At 63.9% G+C, this 18,973-nt stretch carries 16 protein-coding genes; 5 read left to right on the top strand and 11 right to left on the bottom strand.

The window, feature by feature from the left end:
• Window positions 1-522 precede the first annotated feature (522 nt).
• Genes DYL61_RS23755 through DYL61_RS23800 form a run of 10 tightly spaced genes read right to left on the bottom strand, consistent with a single transcriptional unit; the run spans window position 523 to window position 10,181 of the window.
• Window positions 523-1,404: an SDR family oxidoreductase gene (locus DYL61_RS23755; RefSeq protein ID WP_135310350.1), complete on the bottom strand. Its 882-nt coding sequence runs from the start codon at window positions 1,402-1,404 to the stop codon at window positions 523-525.
• 27 nt (window positions 1,405-1,431) lie between these two features.
• Complete coding sequence (locus DYL61_RS23760; RefSeq protein WP_135310351.1) at window positions 1,432-2,583, bottom strand: acetyl-CoA C-acetyltransferase; 1,152 nt, start codon at window positions 2,581-2,583, stop codon at window positions 1,432-1,434.
• A 3-nt stretch (window positions 2,584-2,586) separates the two neighbouring features.
• Window positions 2,587-3,645, bottom strand: coding sequence for an acyl-CoA dehydrogenase family protein (locus tag DYL61_RS23765; RefSeq protein ID WP_135310352.1), 1,059 nt, complete (start codon window positions 3,643-3,645; stop codon window positions 2,587-2,589).
• Between the two features lie 9 nt (window positions 3,646-3,654).
• Window positions 3,655-4,800, bottom strand: coding sequence for an acyl-CoA dehydrogenase family protein (locus DYL61_RS23770; protein WP_135310353.1), 1,146 nt, complete (start codon window positions 4,798-4,800; stop codon window positions 3,655-3,657).
• A 9-nt stretch (window positions 4,801-4,809) separates the two neighbouring features.
• Window positions 4,810-5,562 (bottom strand): enoyl-CoA hydratase family protein, encoded by a 753-nt coding sequence (locus DYL61_RS23775; RefSeq protein ID WP_135310354.1) that lies wholly within the window; start codon window positions 5,560-5,562, stop codon window positions 4,810-4,812.
• The gene (locus DYL61_RS23780; RefSeq protein WP_135310355.1) at window positions 5,559-6,671 is read right to left on the bottom strand and encodes an NAD(P)H-dependent flavin oxidoreductase; all 1,113 of its coding nucleotides are present in this window, start codon (window positions 6,669-6,671) and stop codon (window positions 5,559-5,561) included. The genes DYL61_RS23775 and DYL61_RS23780 overlap by 4 nt, the downstream gene beginning before the upstream one ends.
• Window positions 6,668-7,576: an enoyl-CoA hydratase gene (locus DYL61_RS23785; protein WP_135310356.1), complete on the bottom strand. Its 909-nt coding sequence runs from the start codon at window positions 7,574-7,576 to the stop codon at window positions 6,668-6,670. The genes DYL61_RS23780 and DYL61_RS23785 overlap by 4 nt, the downstream gene beginning before the upstream one ends.
• Window positions 7,563-8,390, bottom strand: a complete 828-nt coding sequence (locus DYL61_RS23790; protein ID WP_135310357.1) for a CoA-transferase subunit beta — start codon at window positions 8,388-8,390, stop codon at window positions 7,563-7,565. Before DYL61_RS23790 ends, DYL61_RS23785 begins: the two co-directional genes overlap by 14 nt.
• A 12-nt stretch (window positions 8,391-8,402) precedes the next feature.
• A complete protein-coding gene (locus DYL61_RS23795) occupies window positions 8,403-9,278 on the bottom strand; it encodes a CoA transferase subunit A (protein ID WP_135310358.1) in 876 nt (291 codons plus the stop codon).
• 12 nt (window positions 9,279-9,290) lie between these two features.
• On the bottom strand, window positions 9,291-10,181 hold the full coding sequence (locus tag DYL61_RS23800) for a VOC family protein (protein WP_135310359.1): 891 nt from the start codon (window positions 10,179-10,181) through the stop codon (window positions 9,291-9,293).
• Window positions 10,182-10,362: 181 nt separating this feature from the next.
• Between DYL61_RS23800 and DYL61_RS23805 the strand changes: the two genes are divergently transcribed.
• Window positions 10,363-11,535, top strand: a complete 1,173-nt coding sequence (locus DYL61_RS23805; RefSeq protein ID WP_135310360.1) for an acyl-CoA dehydrogenase family protein — start codon at window positions 10,363-10,365, stop codon at window positions 11,533-11,535.
• Window positions 11,532-12,719, top strand: a complete 1,188-nt coding sequence (locus DYL61_RS23810) for an acyl-CoA dehydrogenase family protein (RefSeq protein WP_135310361.1) — start codon at window positions 11,532-11,534, stop codon at window positions 12,717-12,719. The genes DYL61_RS23805 and DYL61_RS23810 overlap by 4 nt, the downstream gene beginning before the upstream one ends.
• Window positions 12,720-12,958: 239 nt before the next feature.
• Here DYL61_RS23810 and DYL61_RS23815 read toward each other — a convergent pair whose 3' ends face one another.
• Entirely contained in the window at window positions 12,959-13,420 is a 462-nt protein-coding gene (locus DYL61_RS23815) for an Lrp/AsnC family transcriptional regulator (protein ID WP_135310362.1), read from the bottom strand.
• Window positions 13,421-13,576: 156 nt separating this feature from the next.
• On the opposite strand from DYL61_RS23815, the gene DYL61_RS23820 reads away from it, so the two are divergent.
• The 3 genes from DYL61_RS23820 (at window position 13,577) to DYL61_RS23830 (ending at window position 18,737) form a co-directional block, all read left to right on the top strand.
• On the top strand, window positions 13,577-15,370 hold the full coding sequence (locus DYL61_RS23820) for a tyrosinase family protein (RefSeq protein ID WP_135310363.1): 1,794 nt from the start codon (window positions 13,577-13,579) through the stop codon (window positions 15,368-15,370).
• Window positions 15,367-17,100, top strand: a complete 1,734-nt coding sequence (locus tag DYL61_RS23825; protein WP_135310364.1) for a hypothetical protein — start codon at window positions 15,367-15,369, stop codon at window positions 17,098-17,100. The genes DYL61_RS23820 and DYL61_RS23825 overlap by 4 nt, the downstream gene beginning before the upstream one ends.
• A gap of 65 nt (window positions 17,101-17,165) precedes the next feature.
• A complete protein-coding gene (locus DYL61_RS23830) occupies window positions 17,166-18,737 on the top strand; it encodes a hypothetical protein (RefSeq protein ID WP_135310365.1) in 1,572 nt (523 codons plus the stop codon).
• Window positions 18,738-18,973 lie beyond the last annotated feature (236 nt).

The raw sequence follows: 18,973 nt of genomic DNA on the forward strand, positions 1-18,973 counted from the left end.
GGGGGGGGGGCTTGCCCCCGATAGCGGTGGGTCAGCTACAAATGCAGTGACTGACACACTGCCATCGGGGGCAAGCCCCCTCCCACATTAGAACTGTGAACGGCATGAAATACCGGTCGGCTCTAAGGCCGCCGCGCTCTTGCTTTTGATCTGAAATCGCCCCGTCAAACACGCTGGCCGGAATTCGGCATGGATTTGGGGGGGTAAACCGGCATGGATGCCGGTTTACCCACGGATTCAAGCCTGCGTTCGACCCGCATGGTTTAACGGGGCGACTAAGATCAAAATCAAAAGCCAGAGCCAGAGCCGATCAATATCTTCAGAATTGTGGAGATCAAAATGTGGGAGGGGGCTTGCCCCCGATAGCGGTACATCAGCCAGCTCATCAGTGACTGACACTCCGCCATCGGGGGCAAGCCCCCTCCCACATTTGAACTGTGAACGGCCCACCTGACCGGTCGGCTCTAAGGCCGCCGCGCTCTTGCTTTTATCTGCAATCGCCCCGTCAAACACGCTGGCCCATCACGCTGTGCCCCAAACCCCCTGCGCCCTAGGCGCCTCCGCCAAAATCCCATCCACCGCAGCCCCCACCTCCTCCACCCGCCACAACGCCCCTTTGTCGCGGGTCGCGCCGGTTCGCCAGCCATCCCCCAACGAAATCCTTCCCCCCTGGCTCTCGAACACCTGCCCACTCACATGCGCCGACGCCTCACTGCCCAACCACACCACCAACGGCGCCACGTTCTCCGCCGCCCAGGCATCAAAACTGCCGTCCTCCGGTTTTTTCACCACATCGGGCATCGCACTCTCGGTCATCGCCGTACGGGCCGCAGGCGCCAGTGCATTCGCGGTCACGCCGTAACGCGCCAGTTCCGCTGCTTGTACCAGGGTCAACGCAGCAATTCCGCCCTTGGCCGCCGAATAATTGGACTGCCCCACCGACCCCTGCAACCCCGCGCCGGAGCTGGTGTTGATGATGCGCGCCGACACCGGCATCCCCGCCTTGGCCAGGTCGCGCCAGCGGCGCCCGAGGATATTGGCCAGGCAATAATGCCCCTTGAGGTGCACCCGCATCACCGTGTCCCAGTCATCTTCACTGAGGCCGATGAACATGCGATCACGCAGCACCCCGGCGTTGTTGACCAGCACATGCACTTCGCCAAACGCCGCCAGCGCTGCGTCGACAATCCGCTGCGCCGTGGCCAGGGTGGTGATGTCGTCGCTGTTGGCAATCGCCTGCCCGCCGCTGGCCTGGATCTCATCCACCACCGCCTGCGCCGCCTCGGCGCGAATGTCATTGACCACCACGTTGGCACCCTGCTCGGCAAACGCCAGGGCATAGGCGCGACCGAGCCCACCGCCGCTGCCGGTGATGATCACGGTGCGGCCTGAACACATAGACATGTCTTGCTCCTTGAAGAGTGAAAAGAACTACAAACGCTCGATGATCGTCACGTTGGCCTGGCCACCGCCTTCGCACATGGTCTGCAAGCCATAACGGCCACCGCTGCACTCCAGTTCGTTGAGCAACGTGGTCATCAAGCGTGCACCGGTGGCCCCCAATGGGTGGCCCAAGGCAATCGCGCCGCCGTTGACGTTGGTGCGCGCCGGGTCGTAATCCAGCTCCTTGGCCCAGGCCATGACCACCGAAGCAAAAGCTTCGTTGATCTCCACCCGGTCGATATCGGCCATGCTCAGGCCGCTTTTGGCCAAGGCTCGCCGTGTAGCGGCAATCGGTGCGGTGAGGTGCCAGATCGGGTCGTCGCCCAGCACTGTCAGGTGATGAATCCGCGCACGGGGTGTCAGGTCGTAGCGCTTGAGCGCCGCTTCGGACACCACCAGCAGCGCGGCCGCCGCGTCACAGGTCTGGCTGGAAACGGCGGCGGTAATCGACGGGTATTGCGGGTCCACCGGTTGCAGTTCGGCCATTTTCGCCAGGCTGCTCTGGCGCGGGGTTTCATCCACGGCCAGGCCGTGGCACGCGACGATTTCACGGGCAAACCGCCCGCTGGCGACAGCGGCCAGGGCGCGCTCATGGCTGTCCAGCGCAAAGCGTTCCATCTGCTCGCGGCTGATCTGCCAATGGTCGGCAATGCGCTGGGCGGCGTAGAACTGGTTCACCGGCTGCGCGCCAAACCGCGCACGCCAACCGGCACTGCCCGAGAACGGATCGGCAAAGCCCAATGGCTGCCCAGCCAGCATCGCCGAGCCAATCGGAATCTGGGTCATGGTCTGCACCCCGCCTACCGCGACCACGTCCTGGGTGCCGCTCATCACCGCTTGCGCGGCAAAGTGCAACGCCTGCTGGGACGAACCGCACTGGCGATCCACCGTGGTGCCGGGCACCGTCAGCGGCAGGCCGGCGGCCAGCCAACTGGTGCGGGCGATGTCACCCGCTTGGGACCCAATGGTATCGACGCAGCCGAACATCACATCGTCATAGTCCTCGGCGGGGATCACATTGCGCTCCACCAGCGCCTTGAGCACATGGGCGCCCAGGTCTATCGCATGGATCTCACTGAGTGCACCTTTGCGCTTGCCCGTGGGGCTGCGCAGTGCATCGACCAGATAGGCTTGTGCCATGGCTTATTCCTCGAAAGTGCGCCCCGGCCCCAGGCCGGTGGCGTCGGCAAACAGGTAGTCGCTGACGCGGTTTTTGTGAAAGCCGCGATCCCCCCACGACGCATCGAGCGCCCAGGCGCGCTTCATGAACATCTGCAAATCCACCTCCCAGGTGTACCCCATCGCACCGTGCACCTGGATGCCCTTGCGCGCCGCGAGCCAACTGGCTTCGTTGGCCGCCAGGCGCGCTTGCGAGACCCACACGCCCGCGTTGGCATCGCCACGGGCCACCGCATGCGCGGCGCGGTACAGCACCGGCTTGGCCTGTTCGATGGCACGGGCGACATCCGCCAGGTGATGCTTGACCGCCTGGAAACTGCCGATGGGTTTGCCGAACTGTTTGCGCTGGGCGGCGTAGTCCACCGACAGGTCCAACATGCGCTGCGCCAACCCCAGCAATTGCCCGGCCACCGACAGCGCGCCACGGTCGAGCATCCGCGCTTGCAACGTACGGCCCTGCTCGCCCTGGGCAACGCAGGTGGCCGACGACGGCGCCCAACTGACCCGGCCCAACCGTCGCGACGCATCGATACTCGACTGCGCCTGCACGTCGACCTGGGCACGCGGCACCACGTGAATCTCATCAGCGTTGGTCAGGATCAGCACTTCGGCCAACGCCGCATCGCTGACCAACCGGTTGACCGGATGCCCAATCGCCAGGCGCAAGCTGCCATCGGCGATACGCGGCAACAGCTCGGCGCGTACCGGATGCGTTACCGGCAATCCAGACAGCACGCCACAGGCGACGTACGCGGTGTCAGCCAAAGAGTCGGGAATCGCGTAGTAACCCAGTTCCTGGGTCATCAACGCCCAGGTCACATCGTCCATCCCCAGGCCACCTTCGGCCTCGGGCACCGATAAGGCGGTAAGGCCCTGGGCGGCGATGGCGTTGCGCAGGTCGCGGGAGCGCCCGGGGTCGGTTTCCCAGATTTCCCGCAGCATTTCCGGCGCGGCTTCGGTCATCAGGAAACGGCTGATGGCCTCGCGGAACGCCAATTGGTCATCGTTGAAAGTGAAGTCCATGGCGGTTCCTTATTTCGGCAAACCGAGCATGCGCTCGGCGATGATGTTGCGCTGGATCTCGTTGGTCCCGGCGTAGATCGGCCCGGACTGGGCGAACAGGAAGCCCTCCAGCCAGCCCGACGTGTCACCCACCCACTCGCCCTGCACGCCGAGAATGCGCATCGCCGTTTCGTGCATCTTCAAATCCAGTTCCGACCAGATGATCTTGTTGATGCTCGACTCGGCGCCAATCTGTTCACCCCGGCTCAAGCGCCCTACGGTGTAGTAGGCCGACAGCGCGTAGGCCTCGGCGCCCATCCAGGTGTCCAGCACCGCGTCGCGCAGGCTGGGGTCGCGATCAGCCTCGGCGCGGTGCGTCTTGTACAGCTCGACCAACTTGCGCGCCGTCGCCTGGAAGCGCGCCGGCGAGCGCAGCAACAGGCCGCGCTCAAAACCGGCGGTGGCCATTGCCACATGCCAGCCCTGCCCGTCGGCACCGATGCGGTTGGCCACCGGCACCCGCACGTCGTCGAAGAACACTTCGGCAAACGCCTCTTTGCCATTGAGCGCCTTGATTGGGCGGATGCTCACCCCCGGCGCATCCAACGGCACCATGATGAACGACAGGCCGTGGTGACGGGTCGAGCCCGGCTCGCTGCGGAACAGGCCAAACAACCAGTCGGCGTAGATCGCCCGGGTCGACCAGGTTTTCTGCCCGTTGATCACATAGTGGTCGCCGTCGAGCAGCGCCTTGCTGGTGATCGCCGCCATGTCCGAGCCGGCATTCGGCTCCGACCAGCCTTGCGCCCACATGTCCAGGCTGGCAGCCATGCGTGGCAGGAAGCGCTGTTTCTGCTGCGGCGTGCCGAACTCCATCAGCGTCGGCCCGAGCAACAATTGGCCGTTCTGATTGACGCGCATCGGCGCGCCGGCACCGTAGTATTCCTCTTCGAAAATCAGCCACTCGATCAAGTCGCAGCCGCGCCCGCCCAGTTCGGCAGGCCACATCACCATCGACCAGCGGCTCTCGAACAAGGTCGCTTCCCAGGCGCGGTGTTGTTCAAAGCCTTCGCGGGTGTCGTAGCTGGCCAGGGGTTCGCGTGGCACGTTGGCCGCGAGCCATTCGCGCACTTCGGTGCGAAAGGCGTTTTGCTGGGGGGTATAAGTCAGGTCCATGGCGTTCCCTCAGAACTTGGCGTCACGTTTTTCGACGAAGGCCCGGCGGGTTTCCGCCGAATCGGGGCTGTTGTAGGCCTGCAGCGTGAAGCCCTGCTCCCAGCGGTATTTGTCCTCCAGGTTGCCGTCTTCGATGCCGTTCAACGCCTCCTTGGCGATGCGGATCATGCCGGGGCTCTTGGCCGCGATCCTGGCGGCAATGCCCATGGCGGTGTCGCGCAAGGCGTCTTTGCTGACGACCCGCTCGATAAAGCCGTACGTCTGGGCTTCGACGGCACCGATGGGCTCGCCGGTGAAGAACAGGTAGCGCACCTTTTGCACCGGGAACAGACGCTGCAAATGCGCGCCGCCGCCCATGGCGCCCCGGTCGACTTCCGGCAAGGCAAAGGTGGCGCAGTCGGACGCGACCACAATGTCTGCCGCCCCTGTAATGCCAATGCCACCGCCCAGCACAAAGCCATGCACCGCGACGATCACCGGCACCGGGTTGCGGTGCACGGCCTTGAAGGTGGCGTAGTTGCCGGCGTTGACCTCGACGATGCGCTCGGGAAACCGGTCCAGTTCCTTGATATCCACACCGGCGCAAAAGCCCCGGCCTTCAGCGCGAATCACGATCACCCGCACCTCGGGGTTGGCCCCCAGTGCGTCGAGTTGGCGTGCCAATGCATGCCACTCCTGGCTGTCGAGGGCGTTGACCGGCGGCTTGGCGATCACCAGCTCAGCGATTCCCTGGTTGAGTTGGGTGGTAAATGCCTGGTTCACAGGGGTTCTCCAATGCTGGCGGTGCGGGTGATGGGGTCGGCCTGGCTGCGCGATAACAGCGCGTCCAGGCATTGCTGCGCCTCAAGGGCGATGCCTTCGATGACGTCCTGGCAACTGAGCAGCGCGTCGATGGCGGCCGCGACCTGGCCACTGGGCAAGATGCCTTCGTCGGGGCGGCCCTCGACCATCGAGCGTTGCAACAGCACCGGCTGGTTGGCGGCCATCACCACTTGGGACAGCGCCGACGGGTCTTCACGCAACGCCCGCACAAACACCCCGGCCATGTGCCCCAGGCTCATGCCGGTCTGTTGCTTCCACTGCCAGGCGCTGCCCAGGGCGATGCGCAGGCGACCGAACGGGCCGGCCTGTTCAAGGTGGTTGATAAAGCGGTTTTCGATCATGCGATGGCGCATGCCGTCCACCGCCGTGGTCACCCGTACCTGTTGCGGGTCGTTGACGTTCAAGTAGCGTTGCAGGGTCGCAACTGGGGTCGGCGATTCGCGGGTCATCAGGAACCGCGTGCCCATGGCGATCCCGGCACCACCGGCCGCCAGCACCGAAGCCAGGCCACGCCCCGTGGCATAGCCGCCGGCGGCAATCACCGGCACCTGGACCGCCGCCAGCACCTGGGGCAACAGGATTGAACTGGGCACGCCACCGGTATGCCCACCGCCCTCGCCGCCTTGCACTGTGATCAAATCGGCGCCCAGTTCCACCGCTTTGAGCGCGTGCTTGAGCGCACCCACCGTGGGCATGCACAGCACATTGGCAGCCTTGAAGCGCGCGATGGTCTGTTTGTCCGGACCACGCCCGTAGCTGACGGCACGCAGGCGGTACTTGATCGCCAGGTCGACGCACTGCGCGGCGTTGTCCTGGAACATATGGAAATTCAGGCCAAACCGGCTGCCACCGGTAGCCTCGATGACCTTGCGGATTTCACCTTCCAGGGCATCCGCCGCCAGGGTCGCTCCGGCCAGAAACCCGAAACCTCCCGCCTGGGTGGTGGCGATCACCAGATTGGCATCGGCGACCCAGCCCATGGCGGTTTGCACGATCGGGTAACGGCAACCGAGGGCCTCGGTCAGCGCGGTGTCGAGCCAGCGATTCATTGGCTGTTGTCCTCGGCCTGCTTGTTGGCCCGGGCCATGCCCTTGGCGTCAAAACCACCTAGCTTGTCGCCGGACAGCAACTCGTTATGGGCATGGGCAAAGTGGTGCCAGGCGAACACCGCATCCATCGCCGTGCGTTTGCCTTGCAGGTCTTCGACATGGTTGATCGCCTGCTTGGTCAGGGCCAGGCCCATGCGCGGCTGACGCGCGATGCCGGCGGCCAGGGCATAGGTGGCTTGCTCCAGTTCATCGCGCGGCACCAGGCGGTTGACCATGCCCACTTGCCAGGCACGGGTGGCGCTCATGCGGTCGCCGGTGAACAGAAACTCCTTGGCGATGCGCGGGTTCATTTCGTAGGGATGGGCAAAATACTCCACCCCCGGAATACCCATGCGCACCACCGGGTCCTGGAAGAATGCGTCGTCGCTGGCGACGATCAAGTCGCACACCCACGCCAGCATCAGCCCGCCCGCGACGCACGCGCCGTGCACCATGGCGATGGTCGGCTTGGGCAACTCGCGCCAACGTCGGCACATGCCCAGGTACACCTCCTGCTCACGGGCGTACAACTGCTCGCCGCCGGGTTTGTTGGTGTGGTCCCACCATAGGTGCGCGCGCTCGAACGGCTTGTTGATGTCGCGCCCAGGCGTGCCAATGTCATGCCCCGCCGAGAAGTGCTTGCCGTTGCCGCGCAGGACGATGACCTTGACGCTGTCGTCGTCCACCGCCTGACGCAACGCCGCGTCCAGCGCATAAGTCATTTGCGAGTTCTGCGCGTTGTTGAAGCTCGGGCGATTGAGCGTCAGGGTCGCGATGCCCTCGGCCACGCGGTACAGCACCGGCTCCTGCGTCTCGTAGACGGCATGGTCCTCGCGCACGACAAATTCAGGGTCAGGAGTGTGCATGCTCGCCGTCCTTGAGCGCGGCCACGCGGATGCCGGGCGGGTTGCCCTTGATCACGCTTGCGCGGTAGTCGTGGGGGTCGAGGCGCCGGATCAGCGCCAGTTGCTCGGGCGTGGGGTGCACCGTCTCGTGCACTTGTGCCGACAGCAGCAGCGGAAAACCGGTATTGGCCTGGACCTGTTCGAAGCTCACGCCGGGGTGCAACGAACGCACCTGCACCGCACGCTGCGGCCCATCGAAATCCAGCACGCAGAGGTCAGTGATCACCCAACGGATGTCCATCAGGTCGCGGCGCACACCCTCGGGCCAGCGTTCGGCCTTGAAGCCGACACCGGAGACCATGTCCACCTCGCCACTGACGAACACCCGCGTGTTGTGGCTGGGCACGAAAAACGAATTGAGGTGGTTGATGCTGTTGCCGGGCAAGCCGCGCACACCGAGGATCGCGGTCCTGGGCTTTTGGTAGTCGCCCACGCAGGACAGGTTGGTCTGGCCCCAGCGGTCGATCTGGGTCGGCCCGATCATCGCGTGGCGACGCCCGCCCCATACGCACTCAAAAACCCGTTCGAACGACAGATAGCCCGAGTAGCGCGGCACATAGTCGCCACGCGGGCCCAGCGGGATCGGCTCTTCCACCAGGAACGCCTCGCTGTCGGTCATCAGCAGTTCCGGGCTATGGGTCAGCTTGGCCAGGCCAGCACCCAGGCGTGGGATCACGCCCAGGCCCGAGGCAATCACTTCGCCGTCGCCACGCCAGGCTTCGCTGGCAGCGACGATCATCAGTTCGGCAAGGGTGAAATCACAGGTTGCAGACATAGTCGCGAGTCCTCAGAACACGGGAAGGGGCAAGGCGCCCATGGAATCGGCACCGCCGTTCTGTGCCTGGTAGGCCTGTTCGCCACCGGCGATATAGGCCTGCACATAGTCCTGCCAACCATTCGGCGCCTGGCTGCTGGCGACATAGCCCTTGAGGTGCGGCAAATCCCAGCCGTAGTCCGGCGCGCAGGCGGTGGGGTGCGCCCCCAGCGGCGCATGCACCACGCCGCTGACCAGGTAGCGTTCGAAGGTGTTGAACCGGGCTTGCTCGGCACTCAGCGCCAGGCGTTCTTCCAGACGCTCGCAGGAGACAAAGCACTGCTGCGCAGCGCGGGCGAACAGGTGATCGAAATACGGGTCCGGGCCGGTCACCAGGCAGTTGCCCAGGCGGTCGGCGACGTTGACATGCAGGAAGGCCACATCCAGGTTGAGCGCGGGCATCGCCAGCAGCACCTCACCATCGGCATACGGCGAGCTGACCATCTTGAGTTCCGGGTTGAGGCGCGTCACATCGGTGCCCAGGCCGCAGCGAGTGGGCAGGAACGGCAAGCGCATGCCGGCGGCGCGCAGGCCCCACTGGAACATGCCTTCGTCCAGTTCCAGCAATTCCAGTTCACCGGCCTCGCGGGCCTTGCGGTAGTACGGCTCCAACGGGATCGCATCCAGGGTGGCAAAGCCGAACACCAGCTTCTTGACCTTGCCCGCCGCGCACAACATGCCCACTTCCGGGCCGCCGTAGGCCACCACGGTCAGGTCCTTGACCGGCGAACGCAGGATCTCGCGCACAATGGCCATCGGCTTGCGCCGTGGGCCCCAGCCACCAAAACCGAGGGTCATGCCATCGCGCAGTTGAGCGACCGCATCGGCCGCTGTCAGTTGTTTGTTCATCAGGTCTATTCCTTACTGTTGGCCGACCGAAAAGTCGTGCCCCCAAATGCTCACGCGGGTGAACTCGAAGGCCGAGTGTTCGGCCCAATCGACTTGCAAGCCGCCGAAGCCGTACTCCAGGTCGAAACCCGACGGCGTCTTCATGTAGAAACTGGTCATGCGGTCGTTCAAATGCTGGCCGAGGGTGGCCGACAGGCTCACTTGATGAGCCTGCAGGCGGTCGTGGGCGCGGCCGACTTCGGTCATCGAATCGACCTCGACCATCACGTGCACACAGCCCGACGGCACCGGGTATTCCGCCAGTGCCAGGCTGTGGTGGCGGGCATTGCGGCAATGCAGGAAGTGAATGCGGATCGGCGGCGCCGACGGGTCGGGACGGAAGTTGAAAATATCCGAGAGTTCAAAGCCCAACACGTCCTTGGCAAATGCCAGGGTGGCGTCGAAATTCGGCGCCGGCAGCACGGTGTGGCCCAGGCCCATATCGCCGGTGATAAAGCGCGGCACGCCTTGGGGCGACACAAACGGCAGGCAATCGGAACGATGGCCCCAGCTCAGTTCATGGCAGTTGCCGGAGGGGTCGGTGAGCTTGACCAGTGCCTGCACGCCGCGCTGTTCGATTTCCGCCGGGGTGCCCGCCTGCCACTCCACACCCGTCGCCGTCAGGTGCGCCAGTGCCGCCTCGAAGGCCGGAGCGTTGGCCAGTTCCCAGCCGGAGGCCAGGTAACGCGCTTCAGTGCCCTCAACAATCAGCATGCGGAACGGACGCTCGTCCATCTTCACGTACAGGCCGTTGCCCGGCGCCGTAGTGACCGACATGCCCAGCACGTCTTCGGCGTACCGCTGCCAATGGCTGAGGTTTTCGATCTGCGAGACGAAATAGCTCAAGCCGCGAATGTCGATCATGCCGTGGTCCTCGTTGACGGAAAGGGGTTGCCGGGGACCATTGTGCAAAGCCGCGCCAAGCGCTTCATCGTCCGTTGAGACTAAACACGGTGCGCAGGCGCCCTAGTCCGTTTTAGTGATTCGAACGCCGCTCCAGGCGCCGCAGACTGGCGTATCCCTTGGCTTTACGAGATGCCTTCCCATGGAGTTCGCGTTGACCGAAGAACACCAGATGATCCGCGACAGCGCCGAGCGATTTCTCGCCCAGGCCAGTGACTCCCACGCCGTGCGGACCGCCATGGCGACGCCCCATGCCTACGACCCGCAGGTGTGGCAGCAGATCGGCCAGGAGCTGTACTGGCCGGCGCTGATGGTGCCCGAGGCGTTTGGCGGCATGGGCCTGGGGTTTGTCGAATTGGCGATCCTGCTGGAGCAGTGCGGGCGTTTCTTGTTGGGCTCACCGCTGTTCGCCACCACGTGCTTGGCCACTCCGGCCTTGTTGCTGGGACACAACGAGGCGTTGCAGGCGTATTGGCTCCAGGCGATTGCCGGCGGTGCCACTCGGGCTACATTGGCCTTTGCCGACACGCCGGGCCTGCACGCGGGCAGCGTGCGCGCCGTAGCAGAACCGCGCCCAGGCGGCTGGACCCTGCACGGGCAATACGCTCAGGTGATCGATGGCGCTTCGGCCGACCTGTTGATCGTCGCCGTGCGCACACCGGGTACTCAAGGTGAGCACGGCATCAGCCTGTACGCCTTGCCGGGAGATGCCCCCGGCGTGATCCGCCGCCCGCTGGCCACCCTGGATCAGACGCGACGACTGGCGCAGATCGAATTGCGCCATGTCGATGTCAGCAAAGCGCAACGCTTGTGCGACCCCGAGCAAGGCTGGGGCGTGCTTCGCGACACATTTCGGGTGGCCGCAGCGGGCCTGGCGGCCGAGCAGGTCGGCGGTGCGCAACAAGTGCTCGACCTGACCCTGGCGTATATCGGTGAACGTCGCCAGTTCAACCGCCCGATTGCCAGTTTCCAGGCGATCAAGCACCGCTGCGCCGACATGATGCTGCAGGTCGAGTGTGCCCGCTCGGCGGCCTACTACGCCGCCTGCGTGGTGCAGGAGCGCCTGGACCCGAACGGTGACACGGCAGTGGCCGAAGAACTCGCCGCTGCGGCCGCCACCGCGAAAATCCACGCCAGCGAGGCGTTTTTCCACTGCGCGGCCGAATCGATCCAACTGCATGGCGGCGTCGGTTTCACCTGGGAATACGACCCGCACCTGTACTTCAAGCGCGCTCGCGCCGGCGAGCCGCTATTCGGCAGCCCGGCCTGGCACCGCGAGCGCCTGGCCACCTATCTATTGGGAGATCCCGCATGAAAATCGGTTTCAGCCGTGCCGACGAAGCCTTCCGCGAAGAGGTTGCGCAGTGGATGGCCCAGCACCTGAGTGGCGAATTTGCCGCGCTGCGCTTTCGCGGCGGGCCGGGGGACGAGCACAGCTTTCCCGCACAACGCAAAGCCTGGGAGCGTGAACTGGCGGCGGGCGCGTGGATTGGCGTCGGTTGGGCCAAGGAACACGGCGGGCGCGGCCTGCCCATCAGCCAGCAGGTGATTTTCCACGAAGAGTACGCACGTGCCGGCGGCCCTGGTCGCATGGGGCACATCGGCGAAGGCCTGGTGGGCCCTACCCTCGCCGCCTTTGGCACACCGGCCCAGCAGCAACGCCTGTTGCCCGGCATCCTCGATGGCAGCACGTTCTGGTGCCAGGGCTACTCGGAACCGGGGGCCGGCTCGGACCTGGCCAACGTGCAGACCCGCGCCCGCCTCGATGCCTCCGGCGAACATTGGTTGATCAGCGGGCAAAAGGTCTGGACCTCGTTGGCCCATGAAGCCGACTGGTGCTTCGTGCTGGCGCGCACCGAGCCGGGCAGCCAGGGGCATCACGGGTTGTCGTTCCTGCTGGTGCCGATGGTCCAGCCGGGGGTTCGCGTGCAGCCGATCCAGCAACTGACCGGCACCAGCGAATTCAACGAGGTGTTCTTTGAGCAGGCCGTCACCTCGGCCGACAACCTGGTCGGCCAGCCCGGCGATGGCTGGAAGATCGCCATGGCGCTATTGGGGTTTGAGCGTGGCGTGTCCACACTTGGGCAACAGATGCAGTTTCACAATGAGCTGGATGAAGTGATCCGCATCGCCCAGGCCAATGGCGCCGCGCGTGACCCATTGCTGCGCCAGCGCATTGCCCAGGCGTGGGCCGGGCTCAAGGTGTTGCGCTACAACTCGTTGCGCATGCTGTGTGGGGCGCAAGATGGCAGCCTAAGTCGCGAGGCGATGATTTACAAGTTGGCGTGGTCCACCTGGCACCGTGATCTGGGCAAGTTGGCGATGGATGTGCTGGGGGATGCTGGAGAGGTGCTTGAGGGCGAGCCCTACGAGCTGAGCCGGTTGCAGGCGTTGTTCCTGTTTAGCCGGGCGGACACGGTGTATGGGGGGAGCAATGAGATTCAGCGCAATGTGATTGCGGAGCGGGCGCTGGGGATGCCTCGGGAAGCGCGGGTTTGAGGGGGTGCCAGAACAAACCGAGATCTTTCAACAAACGGAGATCCACTGTGGGAGGGGCGGTGCGACGATTCGACTTGCCCCCGATGGCGGTGGGTCAGCTACACATGCAGTGACTGACACACCGCCATCGGGGGCAAGCCCCCTCCCACATTTGAACTCCGCCCGGCATGACATCCCGCTCTTTCTAAAGGTGGCCCACAGTAAGAGCCGCCACCCTATCAGCCGTTACCTGATTTCCGTCAACACCCCCCAAACAACGGCAACTCATAAGACTTCTTCACCGTCCTCACCACCAACGTCGACGAGTAGGTACGAATCGGAATATCCCGATAAATCTCCAGGAACCGGTAGATGTAATCGGTGTACTCGGTGGCATCCCTGAACTTGGCCACCATCACAAAATCGAACTCACCGGTCATCAGGTAGCAATCCTGGATCTCCGGGTGATGGATCAGGATGTGCTGCATCTTGCGGTCGATATCGTGGCTGTCCTTGTCCAGTTTGATCAAGAAGAACGCGGTCACCTGGATACCCAATTTGCGCTCATCCAGTACCGCCACCCTGGCCTTGATAATCCCCACGCTTTCCATACGGCGAATGCGCCGGTAACAACTGGTGGATGACAGCCCTACGCTGTCGCTCAACAGGTCCAGGCTCTGGTCGCAATCCTTTTGCAGCCGGCCCAGAATCTTCAAATCCATGGCGTCTGTCATCGGTGGAAAATCGTCCTTGAAAATTGCAATGAATCCGTCGCGAAGACGGGCCAATTTGCACAAATCCTGCGCAGTGGCTCCTTAACATCGATTCAGCTTAGCAGCCCGGCCAATACCTGGCCCTGGCGGCATGAGAGGGATCTTATGATAGTCGCGAAACCGACATGGACCGCTGATATCCAAGGACTTTTCAGCGAGCCGTACTGGATACCCGCCGCCGAACGTGCCGCCGTCGCCGCAACGTGGGTGGGCTGCATGAATGCCTACGATGTGTTCCTGGAAGACCCGGACTCAGTCAAGACCTGGTCGGTGACCATTTACCAGCACCTCGCCTCGCGCAATATGCCGCTGACCGACGACGCGCAGCAGTTCTGGCCCATCGACGCCCTGGAAACCTTTCGCCTGTGGGTCAATCAGGGTTGGCGCCGGGACAGTATTTCGCCGTTTGACCTGGCCGAACGCATCCCGCCACCGGCGCTGCCGCACCCGGTCAAGCGCGTGCGCCAGGACATCCGCGCCCTCAGCCCTGAACAACTGAACCTGTACCGCGCCAGGCTCGATGATGTGATGCACATCGGCAACCCGGACAGTGGCGCGCCCTGGCAGCGCTACGCCTACATCCACACCAACTGGTGCCTGCATTACCAGGAAGCCTTCGCGCTGTGGCATCGCGCCTACCTGCTGTACCTGGAAGCGCTGATCGACTACCCCATCCCGTATTGGGACTGGATGGCCGAACACGCCAGTGTCGACGGCAGCCCCGAAGCCGGGTTGCCCCAGGCGTTCCTTGATGAAACCTACGTGCACCCGCACACCGGCGAGGTGCGGCGCAACCCGCTGCGTTATGCGGCGGCCAAGGATGGCCGTTCGAAAGTCTGCGCCAGCGGCAACGTCGACGGTGTGGATTGCCTGTACGTGCAGCGCAACCCGTTGTTCTACACCCAGGGCGAAGTGTTTCGCGCCGAGCGCACCCAGTTGTACGGCATGAGCCGGATCTTCCAGCAGCAGGTAGTCGACGCCCTCGCCTTCACCACGTTCAGCCAGCCTCAAGGGGTGCCGGGCTATCCGTGGGCCAACATCACCACCTTCGACCCGCCGCAACCGGACAACCTGTACCCCAACCGCGCGCTGAATTTCGACGGGCTCTATGAGCAACCCCACGACAATTACCACGGCTGGATCGGCTGCGACATGGCCGACAACGCCTACACCGCCTTCGACCCGGTGTTCTGTTCCTACCACGCCAATATCGACCGCATGCTGGAGGTGTGGATACGCGCCCACCCGGCGGCGCAGTACACCACCCAGTGCCTGTTGCAGCCGTTCGCCGGGCATGGGGCGGATGAGGTGACCTTCACCAGTGCCGAGGCCTGGCGCTACACCACGTTGGGCGACATGGCCCAGGACAGCCGCCATATCGGCTACGACTACGGTACGCCGGTGGCGCCGCAGTTCGGTGCAGCCAAGCCTGCTGCGTGCTGCCAGGCGCAAGCGTCACACACGGGCCCGTGGGTGGTGTTCGACCATGTGCGCTGCACCCACGACACCTTTCTGATCGACGTCTTTCTCAACCAACCGGATGCCAGCGCACAGCAGGTCAACGCCGACAACCCCCACTACGTCGGGCGTTTCAGCCGCATCGGCATGGGCCTGGTGGACGACAAGGGCCGTTGCATTACCCAAGGCGTTTCCCGTGCGCTGAATGCGGCGCGCAACGTCAAGGCGCTGAACCTGGGGCCGAGTGACGCCGCGCAGTTATCGCTGCGGGTCACCCACGTTGAAACGAGCCAGGTATTGAGCCCCGATGCCTACGCGCTATTGCCTGGTTTTATCCCCCAACTGGTGTGGGACGACCCACGCCACACGTCTGCCGGCCCCGCACCGGGTGCCGGTTGCTGCGCCACTGCCACACCCGTCAACCAAGGAGAGTCGACATGAGCACGCCGTTCAAGCAATTCACCTCGCCCGCCGAACAAGCCCCCAAGGACTACAACCGGCTGGGCCTGGAAAACCAATTGCCGCAGTTTGAAACGGACTGGAACAACAACGTCACCGGTTGGACCGAGATGTCGGTGATCGGTAACCCCTGGTCAAACCTCAACGATGCACCGCGCTCGGGTTACTACAACCCGCTGCAAAGTGGCTACGGCACGCAAACCCCGGTGACGATCACCTGGCAACCGTTCCCCAACCGACTGTGGACGTTCTTCTACAACAACGGCGCCGCCGTGGTGCCGCAGTTGAACGGCCAGGCCATGACCCTCGACCAGGTGATGGAGTTGACCGACCACGGCCAGATTACCCTCAACGGCACGCTCTACTCGCTGTACCCGGACCCGGCCGCCACTCAGCTGCAAATCCCCAGTGTGCTGTGCAAGTCCATCAACTGGAACGGCCCTTACGCCGACTTCTCGCCGTCTGGCCCACGGGGTTGGCTGGATGAATATTGCGAGTGGTCGATCACCCGCGACCCCGACGGCACGATGCGCAGCATCCAGTTCACCAGCGAGAACCCGGCGTATTACCTGACCATGTGGAACATCGACCCGAACGCCGTGCTGGGGCTGTACCAGGCGTACGTCGACCCGCAGGTAAAACTCGAAGACCTGTACCTGCGCTACACCGCCGACGGCCCCACCGGCAAGGCTGGCGACCCGGTGATCGATGAAACCACCGGCCGCCCGGCCTATGACACCGTGAACAAGTGGAACTCGGGCACCGTGCGCCTGCCAGGCGTGTCGGGCGGCGCGATGCATTTGACGTCCGGCCCCAATACCCTGAGTGCCGAGATTTACCTGGCGGCAGCGGCGACCATCCTGCGTCCGCTCACCAGCAGCCGTAACCAGCAGAGCCTGATCTGCTGCGCGCAGTACGGGCAGAACTACCGCAACTCGGACCCGCATATCGGCTTTTCCGCCAACCAGGCAGCGGTCAATAACCTGATCTCGTTGACCAACCCCATCGGCCTGTACCTGCAACAACCCCAGTCCTTCAGCACCTGGAAAGGCCCGCAAGGCCAAGATGTGAGCAGCTATTGGCGCGTGACGCGCGGTACGGCCGGCACCGGACCAAATGGGTCCGACCAGATATTGCAGGCGGTGTTCGAAGTGCCGGTAAGCGCGGGGTTTTCGATCAACGACATCACTATCAATGGCACGCCGATCGACTACGTGTGGGTGATCGCCGAGCAGCTCGACGTGGCCCTCAGCGTGACGCCGGCACCGCTCACCGCGCCTCCTGGGGAATGCGACTGTGTGGCGGCCAATACCACCGATGCGCAACCCTGGCCGGTGCAGTTGCTGCCGCTGGACCTGTTCTACGGCCAGTCACCCAGCGATTTGCCGGCGTCGCTGGCACCGGGTTCGTCCGGCCAGTTCGTGCTGGTGGTCCAGGGCGCAGACCTCAAGACCACGGCGGCGAGCGCACGGGTGCAGTTCTCCAACCCTGGCGTGACCGCCCAGGTCACGCAGTTCTTGCCGGATGCCTCGGCGATTCCGGGGCAGACCGATGGCGGCGGCACCCAGGGCTACATCATGACCGTCACCGTGAGCAGCAACGCCACGCCGGGACTGATTAGCGTGCGCGCCCTCAACCCGAGTGAGGCCGCCAATCCGAGCGCTGCCGAACACCCGTGGGAAAGCGGCCTGGCGCTGGTGCCCGGCGCCTGAGTGTGACTGGCCGCCCCTGCCTGGCAAGGGCGGCCTTCCCTGAGCCTTACGCAAGGAATGCAATCATGTACGGATGGCTACGCTTGAGTGTGTTGGGGTGGCTGGCGTGCGCGCTGTTGCCCCTGATGGCGCCGCAACCGGCCCATGCAACGGATGCACAATCGTGCGTCCAGCAATTGGTGTTCAACCCTGCCAGCGGTGGGTTCCTGCCGGTCAACAACTTCGGGACCGAGCAAGCGTTTCTCAACTGTTTTGGTTGGCAGCTGTTCATTGCCATGAACTGGCCGGTCAACCCAGGCTGGCCCGCCAACCCGGCCCTGGCGGGTGAGCCGGACCCGCACAGCACCGCCGCCCAATTCGGCGTGCCACCGACGCCCGGCCAGCCGATGAGCAACGCACCGGTCTGGGCCAGCTACAAGGACGCCAGCGATATCTTCCTGCCCGGCGCGCCGAAGCCTTCCGGCTGGGGCGTGCAAACCCTGGTGCCGTCCAATTGCACCGCCAGCAACAACCTCAAGGCGTTTTCGGCCGGGGCGCGCAAGTTCATCACCGCCACCTCGGAAAGCGCGATCAACCGTGCCCATCGTTTTCACCTGTCCAGCGGTACGCAAGTCACCCTGCCCGATTCGATCATGGAAGCCTCCGGAGGCTGGCTGACGGATCAGTCGGGCAACCTGGTGTTTTTCGAACGCAAGGTGGGCAAGGCAGAGTTCGACTACATCGTCGACAACGGCCTGTACGATGCCGCCAACCAACTGATCGTCGCGCAGAACAGCGACAACCGACACCCGGCGGGCCTGTCGTTACCGGCCGGCAAGCTGATGCGTGAACTGCCGACCAACGCCCTGCCCCAGGAAGACCTCGGCGCCCTGGAACTCAAGGCCGCGTGGCGTGTGCTGACCCATCAACCGCAGTTGTACGGACGCTACCTGACCACCGTGGCCTGGCTGCAACGCCCCGACACCCTCAAGTGCACCCAGGAAGTGGTGGGCCTGGTGGGCCTGCACATCATCAACAAGACCCAGACCCAACCAAACTTTATCTGGACCACCTTCGAGCAAGTCGACAACGTGCCCGACGCCGGCGACACCCCGCCGCCCCAGGGCTACACCTTCAACAACCCCACCTGCACGGGCAACGCCTGCACCCCCAACGTGGCGCGGGTGCAATGCGACGCCACCCACACACCGCCCAACTGCACGCCACTGGACCAGCCAGTGCAGGCCACGCGGGTCAATGCGTTGCCGCAGGATATGCAGGCATTGAACACGGCGGTACAGCAGACCTTCGCCCAGCAAACCCAAGGCCAGTCGGTGTTCCAGTACTACAAACTGGTGAACGTGCTGTGGTCCAAGACCCCCAACGCCCCCAACGAACCGGGGCCGGGGCCCAACGTGAAGACGCCGTTGTCCTACGGGCCGTACGTCAGCGACCAAAGCGTACCCGTGGCCAACACCACCCTGGAAACCTACGTGCAAACCGACAACTGCAACGACTGCCATCAGTACGCGGCGATTGCCGGAAAATCCAACCTGGCCTCGGATTTTTCGTTCCTGTTCGGCAACGCCGACTCGGCGAAGAACACTCGCTTGATCAAGCGTATCGAAGGCTTCAAGACCCTTAAGGATAATCACTAGGCCAACTGTGTGGAGGAGATCAAAATGTGGGAGGGGGCTTGCCCCCGATGGGGGTGGATCAGCCAATTTATCAGAGGCTGACACACCGCTATCGGGGGCAAGCCCCCTCCCACATTTTGATCTTCATTTTTCAGATAAACCGTGGCCTCGCCTCTCCAAAAGTGACCCGCCGTTACCCAAATAACGGATATACACACCCTCCCACAAAAAAACAGGGCGATCACTGATCGCCCCCA

Source organism: Pseudomonas nabeulensis, assembly GCF_004682045.1.
Lineage (GTDB): Bacteria > Pseudomonadota > Gammaproteobacteria > Pseudomonadales > Pseudomonadaceae > Aquipseudomonas > Aquipseudomonas nabeulensis.